The following is a 19,356-nucleotide window of genomic DNA, read 5'->3' as shown; positions in this document are numbered from 1 at the left end:
GCCTCTTTTTTTAAGGAGCCTGACATGACTAAGCAGCCCGAAGACTGGCTCGACGACGTTCCCGGTGATGACATCGAAGACGAAGATGATGAGATCATCTGGGTCAGTAAAAGTGAAATTAAACGCGACGCCGAAGAGTTAAAACAGCTTGGCGCAGAAATGGTGGAACTGGGTAAAAACGCGCTGGATAAGATCCCGCTCGACCAGGATCTGCGTGATGCCATTGAACTGGCACAGAAAATCAAAAAAGAAGGCCGTCGTCGCCAGCTTCAGCTTATCGGTAAAATGCTGCGTCAGCGCGACGTCGATCCGATCCGCCAGGCGCTGGATAAACTGAAAAACCGCCACAACCAGCAGGTTGCGCTGTTCCACAAGCTGGAGCAGATCCGCGACCGTCTGATTGAACAGGGTGATGATGCGGTACCGGAAGTATTGAACCTGTGGCCGGATGCCGACCGCCAGCAGCTGCGTTCACTGATCCGCAACGCGAAGAAAGAGAAAGAAGGGAATAAGCCGCCGAAGTCCGCGCGTCTGATTTTCCAGTATCTGCGCGAGCTGTCTGAGAACGAAGAGTAATATCGAACCGCCTGTTCCCCCCTCACCCCAGCCCTCTCCCCATAGGGGAGAGGGAGAAGAGTAATGTAGGCCCGGTAAGCGCTAGCGCCACCGGGCTTTTTTTTACTCTGCGGCCTCAGCCTTTTTCGCCAGACCGTCCAGCAGCTTCTGATGGATCCCACCAAAACCGCCGTTACTCATCACCAGAATATGGTCACCCGGCTGAGCGGCTTTCACCACCATATCCGCCAGAGCATCAACATCCGCACTCCAGTGCGCAGGCTGAATGCAGGCATCGGCCACTTCAGCTACCTGCCACGGAATATGCTGCGGCTGCAGCAGGAAGACTTCGTCGGCACGCCCTAAGGATGGCGCGAGATCGTCTTTGCAGATGCCCATTTTCATGGTGTTAGAGCGTGGCTCCAGCACCGCCAGAATGCGCGCGGTACCGCCGACCTTGCCGCGTAACGCTGCAAGCGTCGCCAGAATAGCAGTTGGGTGGTGCGCGAAATCGTCATACACGGTTACGCCGTGGGCTTCACCGCGCAGCTCCAGACGGCGACGGGCATTGATAAATGAACCCAGTGCATTCGCCGCATCCGCAGGCTGAACACCCACATGGCGTGCGGCAGCGATTGCCATCAGGCCGTTGTGCATGTTGTGTTCGCCAACCAGGCCCCACTTCACCTCACCCACTTTCTCGCCGTCGAGCCACACTTCCCACTCCGAGGCATCCACGTTGAGTTTTTTCGCCTGCCAGTGGCCCTGCTCACCCACCAGCTCCTGCTCGCTCCAGCAGCCCATCGCCATGGTCTGCTTAAGATTGATGTCGTTCTCCGGCAGGATGATACGGCCCTGACCCGGAACGATGCGCACCAGGTGGTGGAACTGTTTCTGAATGGCTTTCAGATCGTCAAAGATATCCGCATGATCGAACTCAAGGTTGTTGAGGATCAGCGTGCGCGGGCAGTAGTGTACAAACTTGGAGCGCTTGTCGAAGAACGCACAGTCGTACTCATCGGCTTCGATCACAAAGAACGGGCTCTCCCCCAGACGCGCAGACACGTCGAAATTGCCCGGAACGCCGCCAATGACAAAGCCAGGCTTGTAACCACAAGCTTCAAGGATCCAGGTCGCCATACCGGCGGTGGTGGTTTTACCGTGCGTACCGGCCACGGCAACAACCCAACGGTCGCGCAGGACGAAATCATGCAGCCACTGTGGGCCAGACATGAACGGAATATTGCGTTCCAGTACCGCCTCAACGCACGGATTACCTCGCGTCATGGCGTTGCCAATGATCACCAGATCCGGCGCGGGATCCAGCTGGCTGGCATCATAACCCTGAATCAGAGAGATGCCCTGTTTTTCCAGGAGCGTGCTCATCGGCGGATACACATTGGCGTCCGAACCTGTCACTTCATGGCCCAGCGAGCGCGCCAGCATTGCCAGTCCGCCCATGAAAGTGCCACAAATCCCCAATATATGAATGCGCATACGTCACTATCCTTCTTCAATGTGGCGCACATTTTACTCACATGTTAGCGGGTGTGAAACGCATTTCAGGTAAATCCGTATATTGCTGGCGCGATTCACCTCTGCGCTACTATTTGAATATTTGTTAAGATTGTTGGGCATTAGTCGTTTTAGTGAACATACAATCGCTCTACTCACAAAGATGCAGGGAAAGTGTTATGAAAACGTTAGGTGAATTTATTGTCGAAAAGCAGCACGAGTTCTCTCATGCTACCGGTGAACTCACTGCTTTGCTGTCGGCAATAAAGCTGGGCGCTAAGATCATCCACCGTGATATCAACAAGGCCGGTCTGGTCGATATCCTGGGTGCCAGCGGTGCCGAGAACGTTCAGGGCGAGGTTCAGCAGAAACTCGATCTGTTCGCAAATGAAAAACTGAAAGCTGCACTGCGCGCGCGCGACATCGTTGCGGGTATCGCCTCTGAAGAAGAAGATGAAATTGTCGTATTCGAAGGGTGTGAACACGCGAAATACGTTGTTCTGATGGATCCGCTGGACGGCTCCTCCAACATCGACGTTAACGTTTCTGTCGGTACCATTTTCTCCATCTACCGCCGCGTCACGCCTGTTGGCACGCCGGTGACAGAAGAAGATTTCCTGCAGCCTGGCAGTCAGCAGGTTGCTGCCGGTTATGTCGTGTATGGCTCCTCCACCATGCTGGTCTACACCACCGGCTGTGGCGTTCATGCCTTTACTTACGATCCGTCGCTGGGCGTGTTCTGCCTGTGTCAGGAACGTATGCGCTTCCCGGAGAAGGGCAACACCTACTCCATCAACGAAGGTAACTACATCAAGTTCCCGACTGGCGTGAAGAAGTACATCAAATTCTGCCAGGAAGAAGATAAAGCGACGCAGCGCCCTTACACCTCCCGCTATATCGGTTCCCTGGTTGCGGATTTCCACCGTAACCTGCTGAAAGGCGGCATTTACCTCTACCCAAGCACCGCCAGCCACCCGGACGGGAAGCTGCGTCTGCTGTATGAATGCAACCCGATGGCGTTCCTGGCGGAACAGGCGGGCGGCAAGGCGAGCGATGGTAAAGAGCGTATTCTGGATATCGTGCCAGAAAGTCTGCACCAGCGTCGTTCCTTCTTCGTCGGCAACAACCATATGGTTGAAGACGTTGAACGTTTTATCCGTGAGTATCCGGACGCGTAATCCCTCTCCCGGGGAGCCGCTCTGGCTCCCCAATACATTTATATAATTTACCGTATAAGTGTTTATAAAAAACGCGCTTTAATATTCAGATTCGCTCCTGCATTATTTCCATAACAGTTTGACAGATATTTCCTGGAGCGTACCCGTGACGAAAAACTATTCCCGTGCCAATACCGGCATCGATTTAAATCTTATTCCTGTCTTTATTGAAGTGGTCCGCTGCGGCAGCATGGCGAAGGCCTCTGTCCGGCTGGAGATGTCACGCCCGGCCGTGAGCCTGGCGTTGAAGCGCTTTAGCCAGCTTTTTGCTGAACCGCTATTTATCCGTAAAGGGTTATATCTTGAACCGACGGAAAAAGCGTTAACCTTAACTCACCATCTGGAAATATTACTCGGTAATATTCACGATAATATTAGCGCGATTAATTTGTCCGAGAATAATATCCTGGTACAGAATGTACCAGGGTCGGGGAATATTATGCGACACTCTGCGTCGTCAGTTTAAATGATGACATGGCTTCCATCAGCTGGCGTGACTGCTCTTCCAGCGAGCGCGTCGCGGCAGAGGATTGCTGTACCAGCGCCGCATTCTGCTGCGCGGTTTCATCCATCTGATTTACCGCAATATTCACCTGTTCAATGCCGCGGCTCTGTTCCTGAGACGCGGTAGCAATTTCGCGCATCAGTTTGGTCATGCGCAGCACTTCGGTTGCGATCTCATCCATCGTTTCGCCCGCCTGCTGCGCCAGCTCGCTGCCCTCATTAACGTGGGTCTGCGAGTCGCTGATAAGTGAACGGATCTCTTTTGCCGCATCGGCGCTGCGGCTGGCAAGATTGCGCACCTCGCCCGCAACGACGGCAAAACCGCGCCCCTGCTCGCCCGCACGCGCCGCTTCCACGGAGGCGTTCAGCGCCAGAATGTTAGTCTGGAAGGCAATACCGTCAATAACGCTCAGAATGTCGGCAATGCGCGCCGAACTGCCGGAGATATCGCGCATTTTCTCAATTACATAGCAGACCATTTCGCTGCCGTGATCGGCAGTATCCGAGACAGATTTCGCCAGCTGGTGCGCCTGCTCGGCGTTATCCGCGTTGAGTTTCACCGTGGCGGTGATCTCTTCCATGCTGGCGGCGGTCTGCTCCAGCGAGGTCGCGGTGGACTCCGTGCGCTCGGCAAGATCCCTGTTTCCCGCCGTCAGCTCGCGGCTGCCGGTATCAATTTGCGAGCTGGCATCGCGGACCCGCAGCACCGAGTGCATCAGCGACTGGCGCATGCCCTCGATGGCAGCGTTCAGACGGTTGAACTCCTGGCTCGCCGGGGCATTCAGCGTGTGGGTTAAATCCCCCGCGGCGACGTTTTCCAGCTGCGCAATCGACGCCGAGAGCGGCTTGAGCAGCATGTGGCGCAGCACCAGCCAGGCCAGCACAATGATGCCTGCCGTCAGCAGCGCCGCGACAACGATCAGGACCAGAACCCGCGTTTTGCTCGACTGCACGGCGCTGACTTCCGCTTTCCCGCGCGCGTCGCTCCACATCTGGAACGCCTGCATATCGTTATCAAACTGCTTTGCTACCGGAATGAGCTTACTCTCCAGCAGATCGTAATAGCTGTCTGCGCTCTGTTCGTTCAGCGCCTTCAACATTGGGTTGATCCCCTGCTGGTTATAGGCCGCCAGACTGGCCGCCACCTTATCCAGCAACTGCTGTCCCTGGGGATCGGCCACGCCTGCGTCGATCACGCCTTTCAGCGTTTTTTGCGCCAGGGCGATCTCCTGATTAATGCTTTTCACCGATTTCGCGGCATCGTCCAGCAGACCAATTTCCATCATTCTGACAGCCTGGCCCGCCTCGTTGCGCGCACGAAGGATCAGCGTATAGCCAGAATTGAGCTGCACCATCTGCTCACCCTGAAGGTGGTTAATGCGCTGAAGTGACGAAGAACTCTGTGTGAGAGCATAAATGCCAATGCCGCTGACAATCAGCAGCAGAAGGGTCATAACGGCCAGTAAAGAGAGCAAGCCGGTACGAATCGATAGCGTTTTAAGCATGATGTTATTTCCGGTAGCGAGATATTTCTGGGCATAAAAAAAGAGTATCGGCCGCTACCGGAAAATGTTTAGACTTTAAGCAAATTCAGCATGTTATCGCTCTGTTACTGATGTGTTCACGCGGGTAACAGGCGAGCTCTGGCGGTTCTCCCAGAGCACCGTCAGACCGCGCTGCAGGGCAATAAAAATAAACAGTAAAATGCCGATGGCGATTTTCGTCCACCAGGAGCTGAGCGTGCCGTCAAAGTTGATATAGGTCTGGATCAGCCCCTGGATTGCCACGCCAAACAGTGTTCCCAGCACCGTCCCCACCCCGCCGCTGAGCAGCGTGCCGCCAATCACCACAGAGGCAATCGCATCCAGTTCAACGCCAACCCCGGCCAGCGCGTAACCCGCCTGGGTGTAAATGGAGAAGACAATCCCCGCCAGCGTCGCCAGCCCGGTGGAGAGCATATAGATGCGGATGGTGGTGCTACGGGTGGAGATCCCCATCAGGTTGGCCGAAGTCGCGTTGCCGCCAATAGCGTAGACCTGATTACCAAACCGGGTGCGATGGGCAAGGAAGATACCAATGACCACCACGCCCAGCATCAGCAGCCCCATCGCGCTCAGGCGGCCCCCGCCGGGGATTTTCCACGCCAGGCTGGAGAGCGTGTCGTACACCGGATGGTTGATCGGGATCGACTCCTCAGACACCAGGTAGCTCACGCCGCGCAGGAAGAACATCCCGGCAAGCGTAATGATAAAGGCCGGGATCTTGAGCGCGTCAATCAGAAGCCCCATAAAGGCACCAAACGCACAGCCCATCACCAGCACCAACGGAAACGCCACCAGCGGCGAGATGCCCCAGAAACCGATCGCTTTGGCAAGGAACACACCGGTAAAGGCGATCACCGATCCGACGGAGAGATCAATCCCCCCGGAGAGGATCACAAAGGTCATGCCGACCGCGATGATGCCTAAAAAGGCGTTGTCCGTCAGTATGTTACAAATCACACGCGTCGAGGCGAACCCCGGGAACTGGGTCAGGCAGTAGAGATAGCCCAGCACAAACACGCCCAGCGTGATCATTAACGGTAAATTACGTTTTATCATGGCCACGGATCCCCTTAATGATGCTGACAAAGCGCGGTGACTGGACGATCAGCACGCAGAGCACGACCACCGCTTTCACCACCTGGTTGAGTTCCGGCTGGAACCCGGAAAGCAGGATCCCGGTGTTCATCCCCTGAATAATCAGCGCGCCAATCACCGAGAGCAGCAGGTTAAAGCGCCCGCCCATCAGCGATCCGCCGCCAATAACCACCGCCAGGATCGCATCCAGCTCCAGCCATAACCCGGCGTTGTTAGCATCAGCCCCACGAATATCTGCCGCGACGATCACCCCGGCGATGGCAGCACACACGCCGCTCAATACGTACGTGAGCATCACCATCAGCCGCGTATTGACCCCGGCGTTGCGCGCCGCACGGATGTTGATCCCGACCGCTTCAATGAACATGCCCAGCGCCGTTTTGCGGGTAAAGATCCAGAACACCACCAGCGTCACCAGCGCAATAATCACCGGCGTGGGGAAAAAGAGCAGCTTGCCGCTCCCGAGCCACGCCAGGTTCGGCGAGTTGAAGGTAACAATCTGCCCCGAGGTAATGAGCTGCGCGACACCGCGCCCGGCCACCATCAATATCAGCGTGGCAACAAACGGCTGGATTTTGAGCACCGCCACCAGAATGCCGTTCCACAGTCCGGCCAGCACGCCGGTGCCCAACGCCGCCAGCAGCACCACTGGCAGGCTGTGCCCGGCGACGGTCATTGATGCTGCCGTCGCCCCGGCAATGGCCATCACCGCGCCTACAGAAAGGTCGATCCCGCCGGTGGCGATCACCAGCGTCATACCAATGGCGAGCAGCGCCACCGGCGCGGCGCGGTTTAAAATATCGATCGGACTGCCGAACAGACGGCCATCCTGCACGATTATCTGGAAGAAATGCGGTGCGACCAGGCTATCGACCAGCAACACCACCAGCAGCGCGGCGATTTGCGGCGTGCCGGTCGGCCAGTTGAAGCGGCGTTTTGTTTCGCCAGTTTGCGAAAGCGAACGAGACATCACGATTCACTCCTTACGCCGCGATGGCATTCATGATTGCCGGAACGGACAGTTTATCCAGCGGGATCTCTGCCACCTGCTTGCGATCGCGCATGATGATGACGCGATCGGCATAGCCCACCAGCTCCTCCAGTTCAGACGAGATGACCAGCAGCGCCAGCCCGTCCGCGCACAGGGTTTCAATAAGGCGGATAATTTCGGCGTGCGCCCCCACGTCAATGCCGCGGGTCGGTTCATCGAGGATCAAAAACTGAGGTTTGGTCAGCAGCCAGCGGGAAAGCAGTACCTTCTGCTGGTTGCCCCCGGAGAGGAACTCTATCGGCTGTTCTGCGCTCGGGGTACGGATACCGAGCTGGCGAATAAAGCGCTCGGCAATGGCGTTTTGCTCTTTCCGTGGGATCGGCCGCAGCCAGCCGCGCTGCGCCTGTAAGGCCAGAATGATATTTTCCCGCACCGAGGCGGCGGCAATAATGCCATCCGTTTTTCTGTCTTCCGGGCAGAAACCCACACCCAGACAGGAGGCCTGATGTGGCGAGCGCAGGGTTTGCGGTTTACCTTTGATCAGCGCGGTGCCGCTGTCTGCAGGCTTGATCCCGAAGATCACCTCGGCGGTTTCGGTACGGCCCGAGCCTAACAGCCCCGCCAGACCGACAATTTCACCGGGGCGCACCTCCAGGTTAAACGGCGAGATGACCCCTTTCTTGCCGAAATCACTGAACGCGGCGACCGGTTTCTCACTCAGCAGCGTACGGCCGGCACGCTGGAGCGCATTGGATTTCAGCTCGCGGCCGAGCATCATTTTGACCAGTTCAATCTGCGGCAGCTCGCGGGTGTCGCGGCAGCCGACAAAACTGCCGTTGCGCAGCACCGTAATGCGATCGCTCACCTCATACACCTGATCGAGGAAATGGGTGACGAAGATCAGGCTCACGCCCTGATTGCGCAGCTGGCGCATCAGGGTAAAGAGCATCTCCACTTCCTGGGTATCGAGGCTGGCGGTGGGCTCATCAAGGATCAGCACTTTTGCCGAGAGGTCGATAGCGCGACAAATGGCGACAATCTGCTGCATGGCGACGGAAAAACGGTTCAGCGGCTCGCGTACGTCGAGAGAGAAGCCGTAAGACGTCATCAGTTTTGTCGCCCGCGCTTCCATCTCCTTGCGGCGCAGCAGGCCAAAGCGTCGTGGCTCCCGGCCAATAAACAGGTTATCCGCGACCGACATGTTCGGCAGCAGGTTCACCTCCTGGTACACCGTCCCGATCCCCAGCTGCTGCGCATGGGCGGTATTTTTGGGTGATATGGCGTTACCTTCCAGCCAGATGGTGCCGCGATCCGCGTGATAAACCCCGGTCAGGGCTTTAATCAGCGTCGATTTCCCCGCACCGTTCTCGCCCAGCAACGCCATGATCTCGCCGCGTCGCAGGCTAAAATCAACGTTATCCAGCGCTTTTACGCCGGGGAAGAATTTACTCAAGCCCTCTGTGCGGAGGATTTCCTGGTGTTGTTCAGTGGTCATGGTTTTCCCCCTCACCCTGACCCTCTCCCCGGAGGGGAGAGGGGACTATTCGTGCCAGTCTTTAATTTTCTGCCCAAACTGCCCTTTTCCCTCTCCCCTCCGGGGAGAGGGCTAGGGTGAGGGGGCTGAGCTTAGTAGCCCATATTTTTCTTCTTCTCTAACTCTTCTTTCGCGGTATCCGGCAGGTAGAGAGTGGATTTGGTGACCGTCACCTTCTCAGGCATCGTGCCGTCTTTCTTGAATTTCTCCAGCGCATCGAATGCCGGACCGGCCATGTTTGGCGTGAGCTCCACGCTGGCGTTGGCTTCGCCGTCGATCATCGCTTTGTAGATGTCCGGCACGCCGTCGATAGAGCCGGTGAGAATATCTTTGCCCGGTTTCAGGCCCGCTTCTTTAATGGCCTGAATCGCCCCGATCACCATGTCATCGTTGTGGGCGTAAACCATGCAGATGTTCTTGCCGTTGTTTTCAGCCTTGATAAAGCTCTCCATGACCTCTTTACCTTTACTGCGGGTAAAGTCGCCGGACTGAGAACGGATAATTTTAATGTTTGGCGCTTTGGAGATGGCCTCAGCAAACCCCTTCTTACGGTCGATGGCCACGCTCGCGCCGACCGTACCTTGCAGCTCAACGACGTTACACGGCTTGCCATCCACCTGTTTCACCAGCCAGTCACCAATTAATTGCCCTTCAAGAACGTTGTTGGCGGTCACGGTGGTCATATAGAGAGATTTGTCTTTTACATCGATGGAACGATCGAGCAGGAAGACCGGGATCTCAGCGTCTTTCGCTTCCTTCAGGACTGGCTCCCAGCCGGTCGCCACAACGGGCGCAATAAAGATGGCATCCACACCCTGCGCAATAAACGAACGCACGGCTTTAATCTGGTTTTCCTGTTTTTGCTGACCATCGGCGATCTTCAGCGTGATGCCGCGTTTCTGGGCCTCGCTTTTCGCAACGTTGGTTTCTGCCGCACGCCAGCCTGATTCAGAGCCGACCTGCGAAAATCCTACGGTTAAAGGTGCGGCCATCGCCATAGACGACATGGCTGCCGAAACTGCTGTGACAAGAAGTAAGCGCTTCCACATATGAACGTCCTCGTAGGGTGAGTTATTGTTGGTTAAAAGATGTTCTGCGAAATGACTATAGCCAATGAAATATGTAACGAATTGCGTTACATCACACTTCAGAAAAGTGAATAAAACGTTAATCACAAGTTTGTAATCGCTTTCATTTCTTCATGAAAAATGCGGCTGAGTTTATGGATTTTTCTGCCATGGAATCGGTCTGAAAAGTGAGACGAACGCGTTGAGAAGACGAAAACAGGCGGAGACATTCAGCGCCAGTTGGCTATAATACCTGCCACTTGTTTACCATCCATTTTAAAGGACACAGACATGAGCTTACTCAACGTCCCTGCGGGTAAAGAACTGCCAGAAGACATCTACGTTGTTATCGAAATCCCGGCTAACGCAGATCCTATCAAATACGAAGTGGACAAAGAGAGCGGTGCGCTGTTTGTAGACCGTTTCATGTCTACCGCGATGTTCTATCCATGCAACTACGGTTACATCAACCACACCCTGTCTCTGGACGGTGACCCGGTTGACGTGCTGGTTCCAACGCCATACCCACTGCAGCCAGGCGCAGTCATTCGCTGCCGCCCAGTTGGCGTGCTGAAAATGACCGACGAATCCGGCGAAGATGCGAAACTGGTTGCGGTACCGCACACCAAGCTGAGCAAAGAGTACGATCACATCAAAGATGTGAACGACCTGCCAGAACTGCTGAAAGCGCAGATCACTCACTTCTTCGAGCACTACAAAGACCTCGAAAAAGGCAAGTGGGTTAAAGTTGACGGCTGGGACAACGCAGAAGCGGCGAAAGCAGAAATCATCGCCTCTTTCGAACGCGCTGCTAAGAAGTAATTCTTTCCGCACATCGATAAAGCCCCGCTGGTCGGGGCTTTTTTGTGGATGGAGAGTTTCGCCCGGGTGCGCTACGCCCCCGGCAAGAGGCACAAAAAACAACGCCACCTCACGGTGGCGTTGTTTTTTCAGTACTGGTCTCTGTCTAACCAGTTACCGCTTACAATCCGCGTTAACCCTTCGACCGGACGCTGGTAGACGTACATCCACGCACTTCCGTACGGCGTCTGGATCAACTGGCGCGCGTATTCACCGCCCCTGGTGCGCAAGGCATCAAGTTCGGCAAGTGTCGCGTTATCAATACGATAAACTTCACCGTGTACTGTTCCTTCGCCGGGAACCGCGCCTGGATAGTGGCCCAGGCTGTACAACTGGTAGTTTTCGATATTGTAATTCCCAAGCAACAGGGCATTGGTCATCCAGTGACTGTTGCCTTGCTTGGTTCGTAAACTGCCGTAGACAAATATTCGCATTGCTAAAACTCAAACTGATAGAGCAGATCAAGTGCCTGGTCTACGCCGGACACTGCTTCCAGATATAGCTTAGGCATCAGGCGATAGCGTAACGTGAGAGTTGCCAGCGAGTCAAAGATCCCCACGCCATATTTTACCTGCAGACCCGGCAGTACATAGCCGCTGACCACCACCTGCGAGGAGTCACCCACGCCCTGGGTGTCCAGCGCCAGATTGCTTACGCCGAACGTCTCACCGATTTTACCCACAACCTGACCACTTTGTGCAACCCCCAGACCCACTAACATTGAGGTCATCGCTGCACTGTCGCTTTGGCCGCTATCCAGGCCCTGACCACGCAGCAGGTAAGAGAGTGCTTCCTGCTGGGACATCGCCGGGTCGGAGAAGATCTCCGCCTTCGGTTCGTCGGCCGAACCGGTGACGCGCACGCCCGCAATCACGTCGTTTTCTGTCGCTTCCGGGTTACGAATCGCTTCAATGTTGAGCAGCGGCTGATCCGGCGGACCGGAGAACAGCAGTTCACCTTTACGCACAATCAAATCCTGACCATAAGCATGGAAACGCCCTTCAGGAATGTTGATCTGCCCGTTCAGGCCAAGCCCCTGTCTGTCTTGCGCCACTTTCAGGTCACCCGTCAGGCGTGCCTTCAGCCCAAACGCGTTCAGACGAACGTTATTCCCCACATGCACGGTAAGATTGCTGTTGATCGGAATGCCCGCGCTTTGCTGATTAATCGGCTTGAGGTTATCGTCGAGCATCACTTCATCACTGGAGACGCCCACCGCGCTTTCCGGCACCTCGTGAACCACGATGCGCGCCCACGGCACGTCCACGTTCCCGTCGAGGGTAAAGAGGCTCGGCGTTGCTTCAAAGACGATATCCGGCGAGACATCCAGACGTACCATCGGCGGTACGGTGATCCTCACCTTGCTGCCTTTCGCGGCGATACGGGCGCGCCAGTTATCAAGCTGGCTCCAGTCGGCGTCACCGCTGAGGTTGATTTGCCCCTGCTGGGTCAGCACCGAGCCGTTCAGCGTTGAGCTCATCCCGTTGAAGTTCATCGTAATCTGGCTTGGCTGCATATCGAACGGCATAAAGTTGCCGTCGATATCCACACCGTTTAGCTGCATCTGACCGAACAGCTGCGGGCTTTGCGCGTTGCCCGCCAGCCGCAGGTTCGCGTTGAGCATCCCCGCCGCTTTTTCACCGCGCGAGAAAATCGGGTTAACCATCGCCAGGTTGAAGTTGCGAATAGAGACGTTCCCGCCCAGATTACGTCGCCCTTGTGGGTCGGTAATCTGCACCTTACCGTCGAACTGGCCATTATTGGTCAGGCGGATAAGCCACCCCAGCTCGGCCCGGTTGTTGTGCAGATCCGCGCTCAGGTTCAGGGTATCAAACGCCACCGGCAGCGGCGCGTTGTTGACATCCTGTGTCACCTTCACGTTGCGGCCAGAAAGCGTCACGCTGCCCTGTGGCAGCCCCTCTTTGGTGGTGTCCCAGGCCACAGCGGCCTTCCCGCTAAAGACGCCGCTCGCCTGAGTGGTATCCGGCATGAACGGTTTTAACATCGCCAGATCAAAACGATTGAGGGTGATCTGCGCGCGCCCTTCCGCTCCCGCGTCGATGGTCTGCGGCACGCACAGCTCCGCATTCGGGTTGGTCCAGCAGTGTGGGCCAATGCTGATCTTTTGTTCGGCATTGCGGTAGTCCAGGGCAATAGCGCGTGACAGCACCAGTGGCCCTACCGGGGTGTTGAAACGGGTGTTGTCGAGCGTCCCTTTCCAGCGCTCCGCCTTGCGGTCGAAGCTCCCCGTCAGGTGAAGCTGCCCGGAAACCGGCTCGCCCTGCACGCGCAGCTGGAGGTCGTGCTGCTTCTCGTTGCCTTTGGCGTCCAGGGTCACCAGATTAATGTTCACGTCCGGCTGAGAAATGCGCTCCACGCGCAGGTTCAGGTTACCGCCGATCTGATCGGTGGATTTCACATCCCCGTCAACGCGAACGCGGGCGATGGACAGCTCCTGCCAGCGCAGGTTACTGGCCGTGATATCCGCCAGCAACTGCGGTGCATCCACCGTGCCGCGCACCTTAAGCAGCCCCTTCGCCGTGCCGCCAAGCCCCGGAAGGGCGTTATCCAGATTCGGCGCATCAATAGTGGCGTCGAGGTTCAGATCTTTCACCCCCAGCTCGCCTTTGATATCCGCCGTGTTGCGCCCCAGCTCCACGTGCAGACCCGGGATCACCCACTGCAGGTAGCTGTTGCCTTTGAGCGAACCTTCTACGTTAACCTTGTTCTGCTTCACGTTACCGGTGAGCTTGATTTCCGGGACATCCATCTGCCACGTGCCGCCGTACAGGCTGCCGCGGGTTTTGATAAGACCGTCCAGTTTTGACGGCCAGTCCGGCACCTCTTTCGCCGTGTTAATCCCCGAGAGCTTCAGCTCACCGCGCCAGCTGATCGCCTGCTGCCAGTCGAGCAGCGCGGTCAGCTCGGTTTTGCCTTCCAGCGCCGCAACGGTCAGTTTGTCGAGATTAACCTGCTGTTCATTCCCTTTTGCATCCAGCGTGATCGTGGCGGGTGGCACGTCCTGGCCCTTCACGGCGGTACGGAACGACAGCGTGTAATCGGTCATCTTGCCGCTCAGCTTCAGCTTCAGGTCATCGGCCTGGAACTGTTTTTCGCCGGTGAACGGCCAGTACAGCTGCTTGCTGACCACCTCAAGGTTAAGTGGCAGTCCGGCTTCCGCCAGCTGGGTTTGCGCGCGCAGAACCATGTCCACCGGGCCGGAGAGATTCACCCCAACATCCAGCTTGTCGCGTAGCGCGCCGCCTACCTTGACCTTCACTTTTTCGCCTTTCAGCGGGTCGATGTTGAGCGCGCTGTTCAGGGTAATATCCACCGGCCAGTTGTCACGCAGCAGGGCATGACCCGAGGCATTGACAGAGCCCTGGTTGGTGTCGATATCCAGCGCGTCGAGCTTCATGTTGCCGTCGATGCTGCTGACCTTCAGCAACATGTTATAGACCGTGAGATCGGTGTCGCCAGTCAGACGCAACTGCTCGCCCTTGAACGCTTCGATATTCAGGTTCAGCGGCAGGTGCACGTCCGTCATCTCCGGCAGGACAGGCTTCGAGAACAGATCTTTCAGCGTTTCACCCAGCGGTTTCTCTTCCGGCTGTGGGTTCTGGATCTTCGGCTCGACGATCTCCTCTTGCGCCACGTCCGCCACCTTCGGCAGCGCGATCAGCAATCCCTGCAGGGTGGTTGGCGTCAGGGTGAGGTTTTTCTCCTGCCAGCGCAGGCCGGAGGTGAAATCCATCACCGATACGGTGGTGTCATCGATTTTGACATTGACGTTGTCCAGCGCCACCCGATAAAGCGCAATCGGGTACGGCGTCGAGAGATTCAGCGGGCCGCTGTCCTCTTCTTCAACCGGCGCTGATTTCGGCATTTTCTCCGAATCAATCGCCACGTTCACATCTTTTAGCGACAGGTCGTTGACGCAGAGCTTACTGTCCCGCAGGCAACCCAGCCTGACGGCAAGGTGAAACTCGCCCGCGTTGACCGCAACGCCAGGCTGCTCGTAGCGAATATTCTTCAGACGTAGATCGCGCCAGCCGCCCGTCACCTGGCCGATTTCCAGCCCGGGTACCCAGCGGTTCGCCGCGTTAAACAGCAGATGCAGGCCGGTTGTCGTGCCCACCAGAAACGCCACCGTACCGAGCAGCAGCACGATAAAAATCAGTACTCCGAGGCTTATCTTCTTCCATAAACTCATAATTCAGGCCCCAGACCGATGTAAAACTGTAAACCGTGTTCTTCTTTGTCACCCACCGGCACAGCGAAGTCGAGCTTGATGGGCCCGACGGGCGACTGCCAGCGCACGCCCACGCCCGCGCCGGTTTTGAAATCGCTGCGGCGGATATCGCTCACCGCTTCGCCGCCGTCCACAAACATGGCGCCCCACCATTTTCCGCTGACGTTGTACTGGTACTCCAGCGAGCCGGTCGCCAGCTTGGAGGCCCCGATCAGCTTGCCGTCATCATCTTTAGGCGCGATGGATTTGTATTTGTAGCCGCGGATACTGCGGTCTCCCCCGGCGAAGAAGCGCAGGTCAGGCGGGACTTTGTCGAAGTCGCCGGTTTCAATCCAGCCGAGGTTACCGCGCATCACAAAGCGGTGTTTGTCATACAGCGTGCGGATCCAGACGTTTTGCGCCTGAATCACCGAGAAATCCACATCGGAACCCCACATGGTGTTGGAGTAATCGATAGAGTAACGCTGGGAATCGCCCCAGGTCGGCATCAGGCCGCCGCGTGAGCGGGTACGGCTGATCATCACCCCCGGATAGAGCAGCATGGTGGTGTTGGTGACGTTGGCCTGGGTAAAGTGGTCAAGACTCCAGCGCAGGTTAATGGCGCGCTGCCAGCCGCTGGAGAGATCCCAGAATCGGGATACGGCAAGCGTGGTGGAATCCGACTCGGTATCGTTCAAATCGGTACGCTTAAAGCCCCCCTGGACCAGGTAATACTGCTCAAGCGGGTTCTTCAGCAGCGGGATTTTGTAGCTGAAGTCGAGCTGTTGCTCCGGGGCTGAGATACTGGCGCTGGTGGTCAGGCTATGGCCGTACGAGTTCATCCACGGCTTTTTCCAGGTCGCCCTCACGCGCGGCCCCACATCCGTTGAATAGCCAGCCCCGGTCTCAATGGTGTTTTCGGTGCGTGGCGACACCACACCGTGCAGTGGTAATACCTTGGTTTTGCGGGCCTTTTCAAACTCCGGCGCAACAACCACCGAATTAAACCACCCGGTTGCCGACAGGCGGCGGTTCAGCTCGGCCAGATCGCGTGAATGGTAGTAGTCACCCTTTTTGAACGGCACGAGGTTTTGCAGGTACTCTTCACGAATTTGCGAGCCTTCGAACGTCACATCGCCAAAGCGGTAGCGTTCGCCGCTGTCGTAGTCGATATCCCAGAAGGCCTGGCGTCTGCCCAGCGCAATGCCCAGCTGGCTTTTATTGAACTGGCTGTCGAAGTAGCCCTTGCGTAAGGAGACGCTCGTCAGCGATTTTTTGAAACTGTCGTAATCACCGTGATTCAGTACGGTACCGATTTTAGGCCGCGTACTGAGCAGATCCAGATAATCGCGATCGGTACGCGCGCCGCCGCGTAACACCACATTGGTGCCGCCTATCAGCACCGGCTCACCCGGCGAGACGCGGGCAATAAGTACCTGCCGCCCCTTTTTTGGCGGTGGGCGGAGATCGAAATCGATGGTGGGTTCGTAATATCCCAGGGCTTTTAGCCCTTCGCGTATCGCGTCATCCACGCGTGCACGAAAACGCCGGTCCGGCGTCACTTCGTCACTTTCAATCGTCGACAGCTGTGCACGCACGTTTTTTTCCAGCGCCCCGGATAACCCCTCAACCTGCAAACGGACATTCGCCGCGCTGGCAACCCCGCTTGTCAGCAAGACACTGACCAAACATAACTGGCGGATTTTTGTCACGTTCTCTCCTGAATATCCCTGTTTCCACCCTGGAAGCAAATGAAGTGCCGCTCCGCGGCAAAATACGGCCTGTTGGCCAAAAAACCCAATTCTCGGGTTGAAAAAGGGTGTAACACCCAAATATTTCTTATGATTAAATCTAGACTCATTCAGCGCATTTATTGTGTTCAATTAAACGCTTCGTGACAACCTTAACCGAAACATCGCACCCCGGGAGGCCCCATCGTGAGTTTATTCGACAAAAAGCATCTGGTTTCACAAGCAGATGCATTACCGGGACGCAACACCCCTATGCCAGTCGCAACCTTACACGCCGTGAATGGCCATTCCATGACCAACGTACCTGATGGCATGGAAATCGCCCTGTTTGCCATGGGCTGCTTCTGGGGCGTGGAACGCCTCTACTGGCAGTTGCCTGGCGTCTACAGCACCGCGGCGGGCTACACGGGCGGATATACGCCAAACCCCACCTACCGCGAAGTCTGCTCCGGCGAGACCGGCCATGCTGAAGCCGTACGCGTGGTATACGACCCGTCCGTCATCAGCTATGAACAGCTGCTGCAGGTATTCTGGGAAAACCACGACCCGGCGCAGGGTATGCGTCAGGGTAATGACCATGGCACCCAGTATCGTTCGGCGATTTATCCGCTCACGCCTGAGCAGGAAGCCGCCGCACTCGCCAGTAAGGAGCGTTTCCAGCAGGCCATGCGCGACGCAGGTGATACGCGCGAGGTGACAACGGAAATCACCACCGCGAAACCGTTCTACTATGCCGAGGACGACCACCAGCAGTATCTGCACAAAAATCCGTACGGCTACTGCGGCATTGGTGGCATCGGCGTGTGCCTGCCGCCGCAGCTTGCCTGATTACTGATCCAGCGCCACGCGAGCCGCGTGGCGCGTGGCATTACTGACTGAGCCGTAATCCATGACTTTGCCCTGCAACAGCAGGTTATAGACCGGCGCCTGAGGTCGGTTGAGCCGCGTTTGCAGCAGGTGTACGGCCTCAATCCCCAGCTCACGGCAGGGCACCGTGACGCCCGTGATCGGTTTTTCCAGACGGTGCGCTAAATTCCATGCAAAATCGGTCGTAATGAGCGAAATGTCTTCCGGAATGCGCAGCCCGTGGCGCGTTAACGCCCTGATCACCCCCTCCGTCATGCTGGTACTGTTCGGGAAAATCACCTCTGGCCACTGCGATCTGTCATGACTTAACAGCCATGCATCCAGCGCCCGCTCAGCCTCCTCTGCCGTAAACCACTCCGTCACCAGCAAATCACGCTGGGGATCAAAGGCCACGTGAAAATGGCGGTACGCCTCTTTAATGCCGTCCAGACGCGCATACAGCGTCTCACGCCGCAGGCAGGTGAGCGTGAGCACACGGCGGTGCCCCTGCTCAAAAAGGTACTGCATGGCGGTGAAACCAATCGCCCGGTGATCGGGAGACACGGCGTCCAGCACCCGATCCCGATCAACGGAGTTAATCAATACGCAAGGCTTATTCAGCGTGCTCGCCAGTTTAAAGATGGTGGAATCATCAGTCCCAATAATTATTATTGCGTTGATATTCTTATGGCTGGCCTTTTCCATAAACAATTTCACGTCGGCGTGCTGCTCTTCTAATCCGCAGCAACTGACCCACACGTTATGCGGGGCGCACGCTTCAGCAATGCCTTTGGTCACTTCCAGATAAAAAATGTCTCCACGCCCCTGAAAGGTTCTTTCCGGGGCAAAGACAGCGATACCGTTAATTAACAGCCTTCCGCTTGCCATTGCCTCCAGAACATCTAATTCGCGCGCGGTGCGAACGATCGCGTCACGGGCTTTATCGCTGGCATAAGACTTGCCGCTTAATACCCGCGAAACCGTGCTGACGGAATACCCCGTCAGGGTCGCAATCTCCTCCATTTTTAACCTGCCCGGCATAGTGTGACCTCGCTCTCAATCAGTTTTTGCAAATATTTGCAGAAACAGCGCTTTGATTTTAAAACCAAATTTCAGAGACCCTGGAGATTACTTAAACAGCTTGCGAGTATTCTCACAAAAACACATTGTCGCTGCGGCTCCCCTTTCCTATTTTCCGGTCATCCCTCATTTCAACTGAAATTAAGGTGTGACATGGAGAAGGTACGTTTTGGCATTATCGGAATAGGTAATATCGGTACGGTCCACGCGCGTTATTTACTGGCGGGTACGGTCAGTGACGCATGCCTGGCGGCGGTTTGTGATAATGCACCGGAAAAGCATCCGGCCATTCGCCAGCTGGTCGGCTCCCTCCCCCTTTTCAGCGACGCACAGGAGATGCTTCAGAGCGGGCTTATCGACGCGGTGATTGTCGCAACGCCGCACTACGAGCATCCGCGTTTGTCAATGCTGGCAATGCGCCACGGCATCCACACGCTCTGTGAAAAACCGGCCGGCGTATATACGGCGCAGGGCTTTGTTGAATAAATCAGATTTCGGGTAAGTCTCCCCCTGTACTGACCCCAAAAAGTTGGACAGTTAAACACGAGGCACATAGGTCTGGGTT

15 protein-coding genes and 1 pseudogene are annotated in these 19,356 nt (G+C 56.3%); 6 read left to right on the top strand and 10 right to left on the bottom strand.

The genetic code is table 11. The features are described 5' to 3' along the window. Window positions 1–24: 24 nt before the first annotated feature. Window positions 25–576 (top strand): ribosome biogenesis factor YjgA, encoded by a 552-nt coding sequence (gene yjgA / locus HX884_RS10820; protein WP_008501414.1) that lies wholly within the window; start codon window positions 25–27, stop codon window positions 574–576. Window positions 577–678: 102 nt separating this feature from the next. Here yjgA and mpl read toward each other — a convergent pair whose 3' ends face one another. After that, window positions 679–2,052, bottom strand: a complete 1,374-nt coding sequence (mpl, locus tag HX884_RS10815; protein ID WP_013095346.1) for a UDP-N-acetylmuramate:L-alanyl-gamma-D-glutamyl-meso-diaminopimelate ligase — start codon at window positions 2,050–2,052, stop codon at window positions 679–681. A 197-nt stretch (window positions 2,053–2,249) separates the two neighbouring features. Between mpl and fbp the strand changes: the two genes are divergently transcribed. Both fbp and HX884_RS10805 read left to right on the top strand, forming a co-directional pair. Then, window positions 2,250–3,248, top strand: coding sequence for a class 1 fructose-bisphosphatase (gene fbp, locus HX884_RS10810; RefSeq protein ID WP_013095345.1), 999 nt, complete (start codon window positions 2,250–2,252; stop codon window positions 3,246–3,248). A 145-nt stretch (window positions 3,249–3,393) separates the two neighbouring features. After that, complete coding sequence (locus HX884_RS10805; protein ID WP_178328138.1) at window positions 3,394–3,753, top strand: LysR family transcriptional regulator; 360 nt, start codon at window positions 3,394–3,396, stop codon at window positions 3,751–3,753. Here the strand turns inward: HX884_RS10805 and HX884_RS10800 are convergent. The 5 genes from HX884_RS10800 to ytfQ form a co-directional block, all read right to left on the bottom strand. After that, complete coding sequence (locus HX884_RS10800; protein WP_013095343.1) at window positions 3,725–5,296, bottom strand: methyl-accepting chemotaxis protein; 1,572 nt, start codon at window positions 5,294–5,296, stop codon at window positions 3,725–3,727. The genes HX884_RS10805 and HX884_RS10800 overlap by 29 nt on opposite strands. Before the next feature lie 93 nt (window positions 5,297–5,389). Beyond that, the gene (gene yjfF, locus HX884_RS10795; RefSeq protein WP_014830436.1) at window positions 5,390–6,391 is read right to left on the bottom strand and encodes a galactofuranose ABC transporter, permease protein YjfF; all 1,002 of its coding nucleotides are present in this window, start codon (window positions 6,389–6,391) and stop codon (window positions 5,390–5,392) included. Beyond that, the gene (ytfT, locus tag HX884_RS10790; protein WP_161799150.1) at window positions 6,378–7,403 is read right to left on the bottom strand and encodes a galactofuranose ABC transporter, ATP-binding protein YtfT; all 1,026 of its coding nucleotides are present in this window, start codon (window positions 7,401–7,403) and stop codon (window positions 6,378–6,380) included. Before ytfT ends, yjfF begins: the two co-directional genes overlap by 14 nt. 10 nt (window positions 7,404–7,413) lie before the next feature. Then, a complete protein-coding gene (gene ytfR, locus HX884_RS10785; RefSeq protein ID WP_178328137.1) occupies window positions 7,414–8,916 on the bottom strand; it encodes a galactofuranose ABC transporter, ATP-binding protein YtfR in 1,503 nt (500 codons plus the stop codon). A gap of 131 nt (window positions 8,917–9,047) precedes the next feature. Continuing rightward, window positions 9,048–10,004, bottom strand: coding sequence for a galactofuranose ABC transporter substrate-binding protein YtfQ (ytfQ, locus tag HX884_RS10780; protein WP_044158919.1), 957 nt, complete (start codon window positions 10,002–10,004; stop codon window positions 9,048–9,050). A gap of 309 nt (window positions 10,005–10,313) precedes the next feature. Here ytfQ and ppa point away from each other — a divergent pair, with 309 nt between their 5' ends. Next, a complete protein-coding gene (gene ppa / locus HX884_RS10775) occupies window positions 10,314–10,844 on the top strand; it encodes an inorganic diphosphatase (RefSeq protein WP_008501423.1) in 531 nt (176 codons plus the stop codon). A 128-nt stretch (window positions 10,845–10,972) separates the two neighbouring features. Here the strand turns inward: ppa and HX884_RS10770 are convergent, their stop codons facing one another. The 3 genes from HX884_RS10770 to tamA are packed head-to-tail and all read right to left on the bottom strand — an operon-like array spanning window position 10,973 to window position 16,826. Continuing rightward, on the bottom strand, window positions 10,973–11,317 hold the full coding sequence (locus HX884_RS10770) for a gamma-glutamylcyclotransferase (RefSeq protein WP_028027890.1): 345 nt from the start codon (window positions 11,315–11,317) through the stop codon (window positions 10,973–10,975). Between the two features lie 2 nt (window positions 11,318–11,319). Further along, window positions 11,320–15,096 carry an autotransporter assembly complex protein TamB gene (gene tamB, locus HX884_RS10765; RefSeq protein ID WP_178328136.1) on the bottom strand — a complete coding sequence of 1,259 codons (3,777 nt, stop codon included), beginning with the start codon at window positions 15,094–15,096 and terminating at the stop codon, window positions 11,320–11,322. After that, window positions 15,093–16,826: an autotransporter assembly complex protein TamA gene (gene tamA, locus HX884_RS10760; protein ID WP_013095333.1), complete on the bottom strand. Its 1,734-nt coding sequence runs from the start codon at window positions 16,824–16,826 to the stop codon at window positions 15,093–15,095. The genes tamB and tamA overlap by 4 nt, the downstream gene beginning before the upstream one ends. Window positions 16,827–17,051: 225 nt before the next feature. Here tamA and msrA point away from each other — a divergent pair, with 225 nt between their 5' ends. Continuing rightward, window positions 17,052–17,693: a peptide-methionine (S)-S-oxide reductase MsrA gene (gene msrA, locus HX884_RS10755; RefSeq protein ID WP_058683223.1), complete on the top strand. Its 642-nt coding sequence runs from the start codon at window positions 17,052–17,054 to the stop codon at window positions 17,691–17,693. Here the strand turns inward: msrA and HX884_RS10750 are convergent, their stop codons facing one another. Continuing rightward, entirely contained in the window at window positions 17,694–18,752 is a 1,059-nt protein-coding gene (locus HX884_RS10750) for a LacI family DNA-binding transcriptional regulator (RefSeq protein WP_178328135.1), read from the bottom strand. A gap of 192 nt (window positions 18,753–18,944) precedes the next feature. Here HX884_RS10750 and HX884_RS10745 point away from each other — a divergent pair. Further along, window positions 18,945–19,262: pseudogene (locus HX884_RS10745) on the top strand (Gfo/Idh/MocA family protein); the annotation flags it as partial. Window positions 19,263–19,356: the final 94 nt, after the last annotated feature.

Origin of the sequence: Enterobacter sp. SECR19-1250 (genome assembly GCF_013391025.1) — a bacterium.
GTDB lineage: Bacteria > Pseudomonadota > Gammaproteobacteria > Enterobacterales > Enterobacteriaceae > Enterobacter > Enterobacter cloacae.
This window is presented reverse-complemented; position numbering and strand designations above follow the sequence as displayed.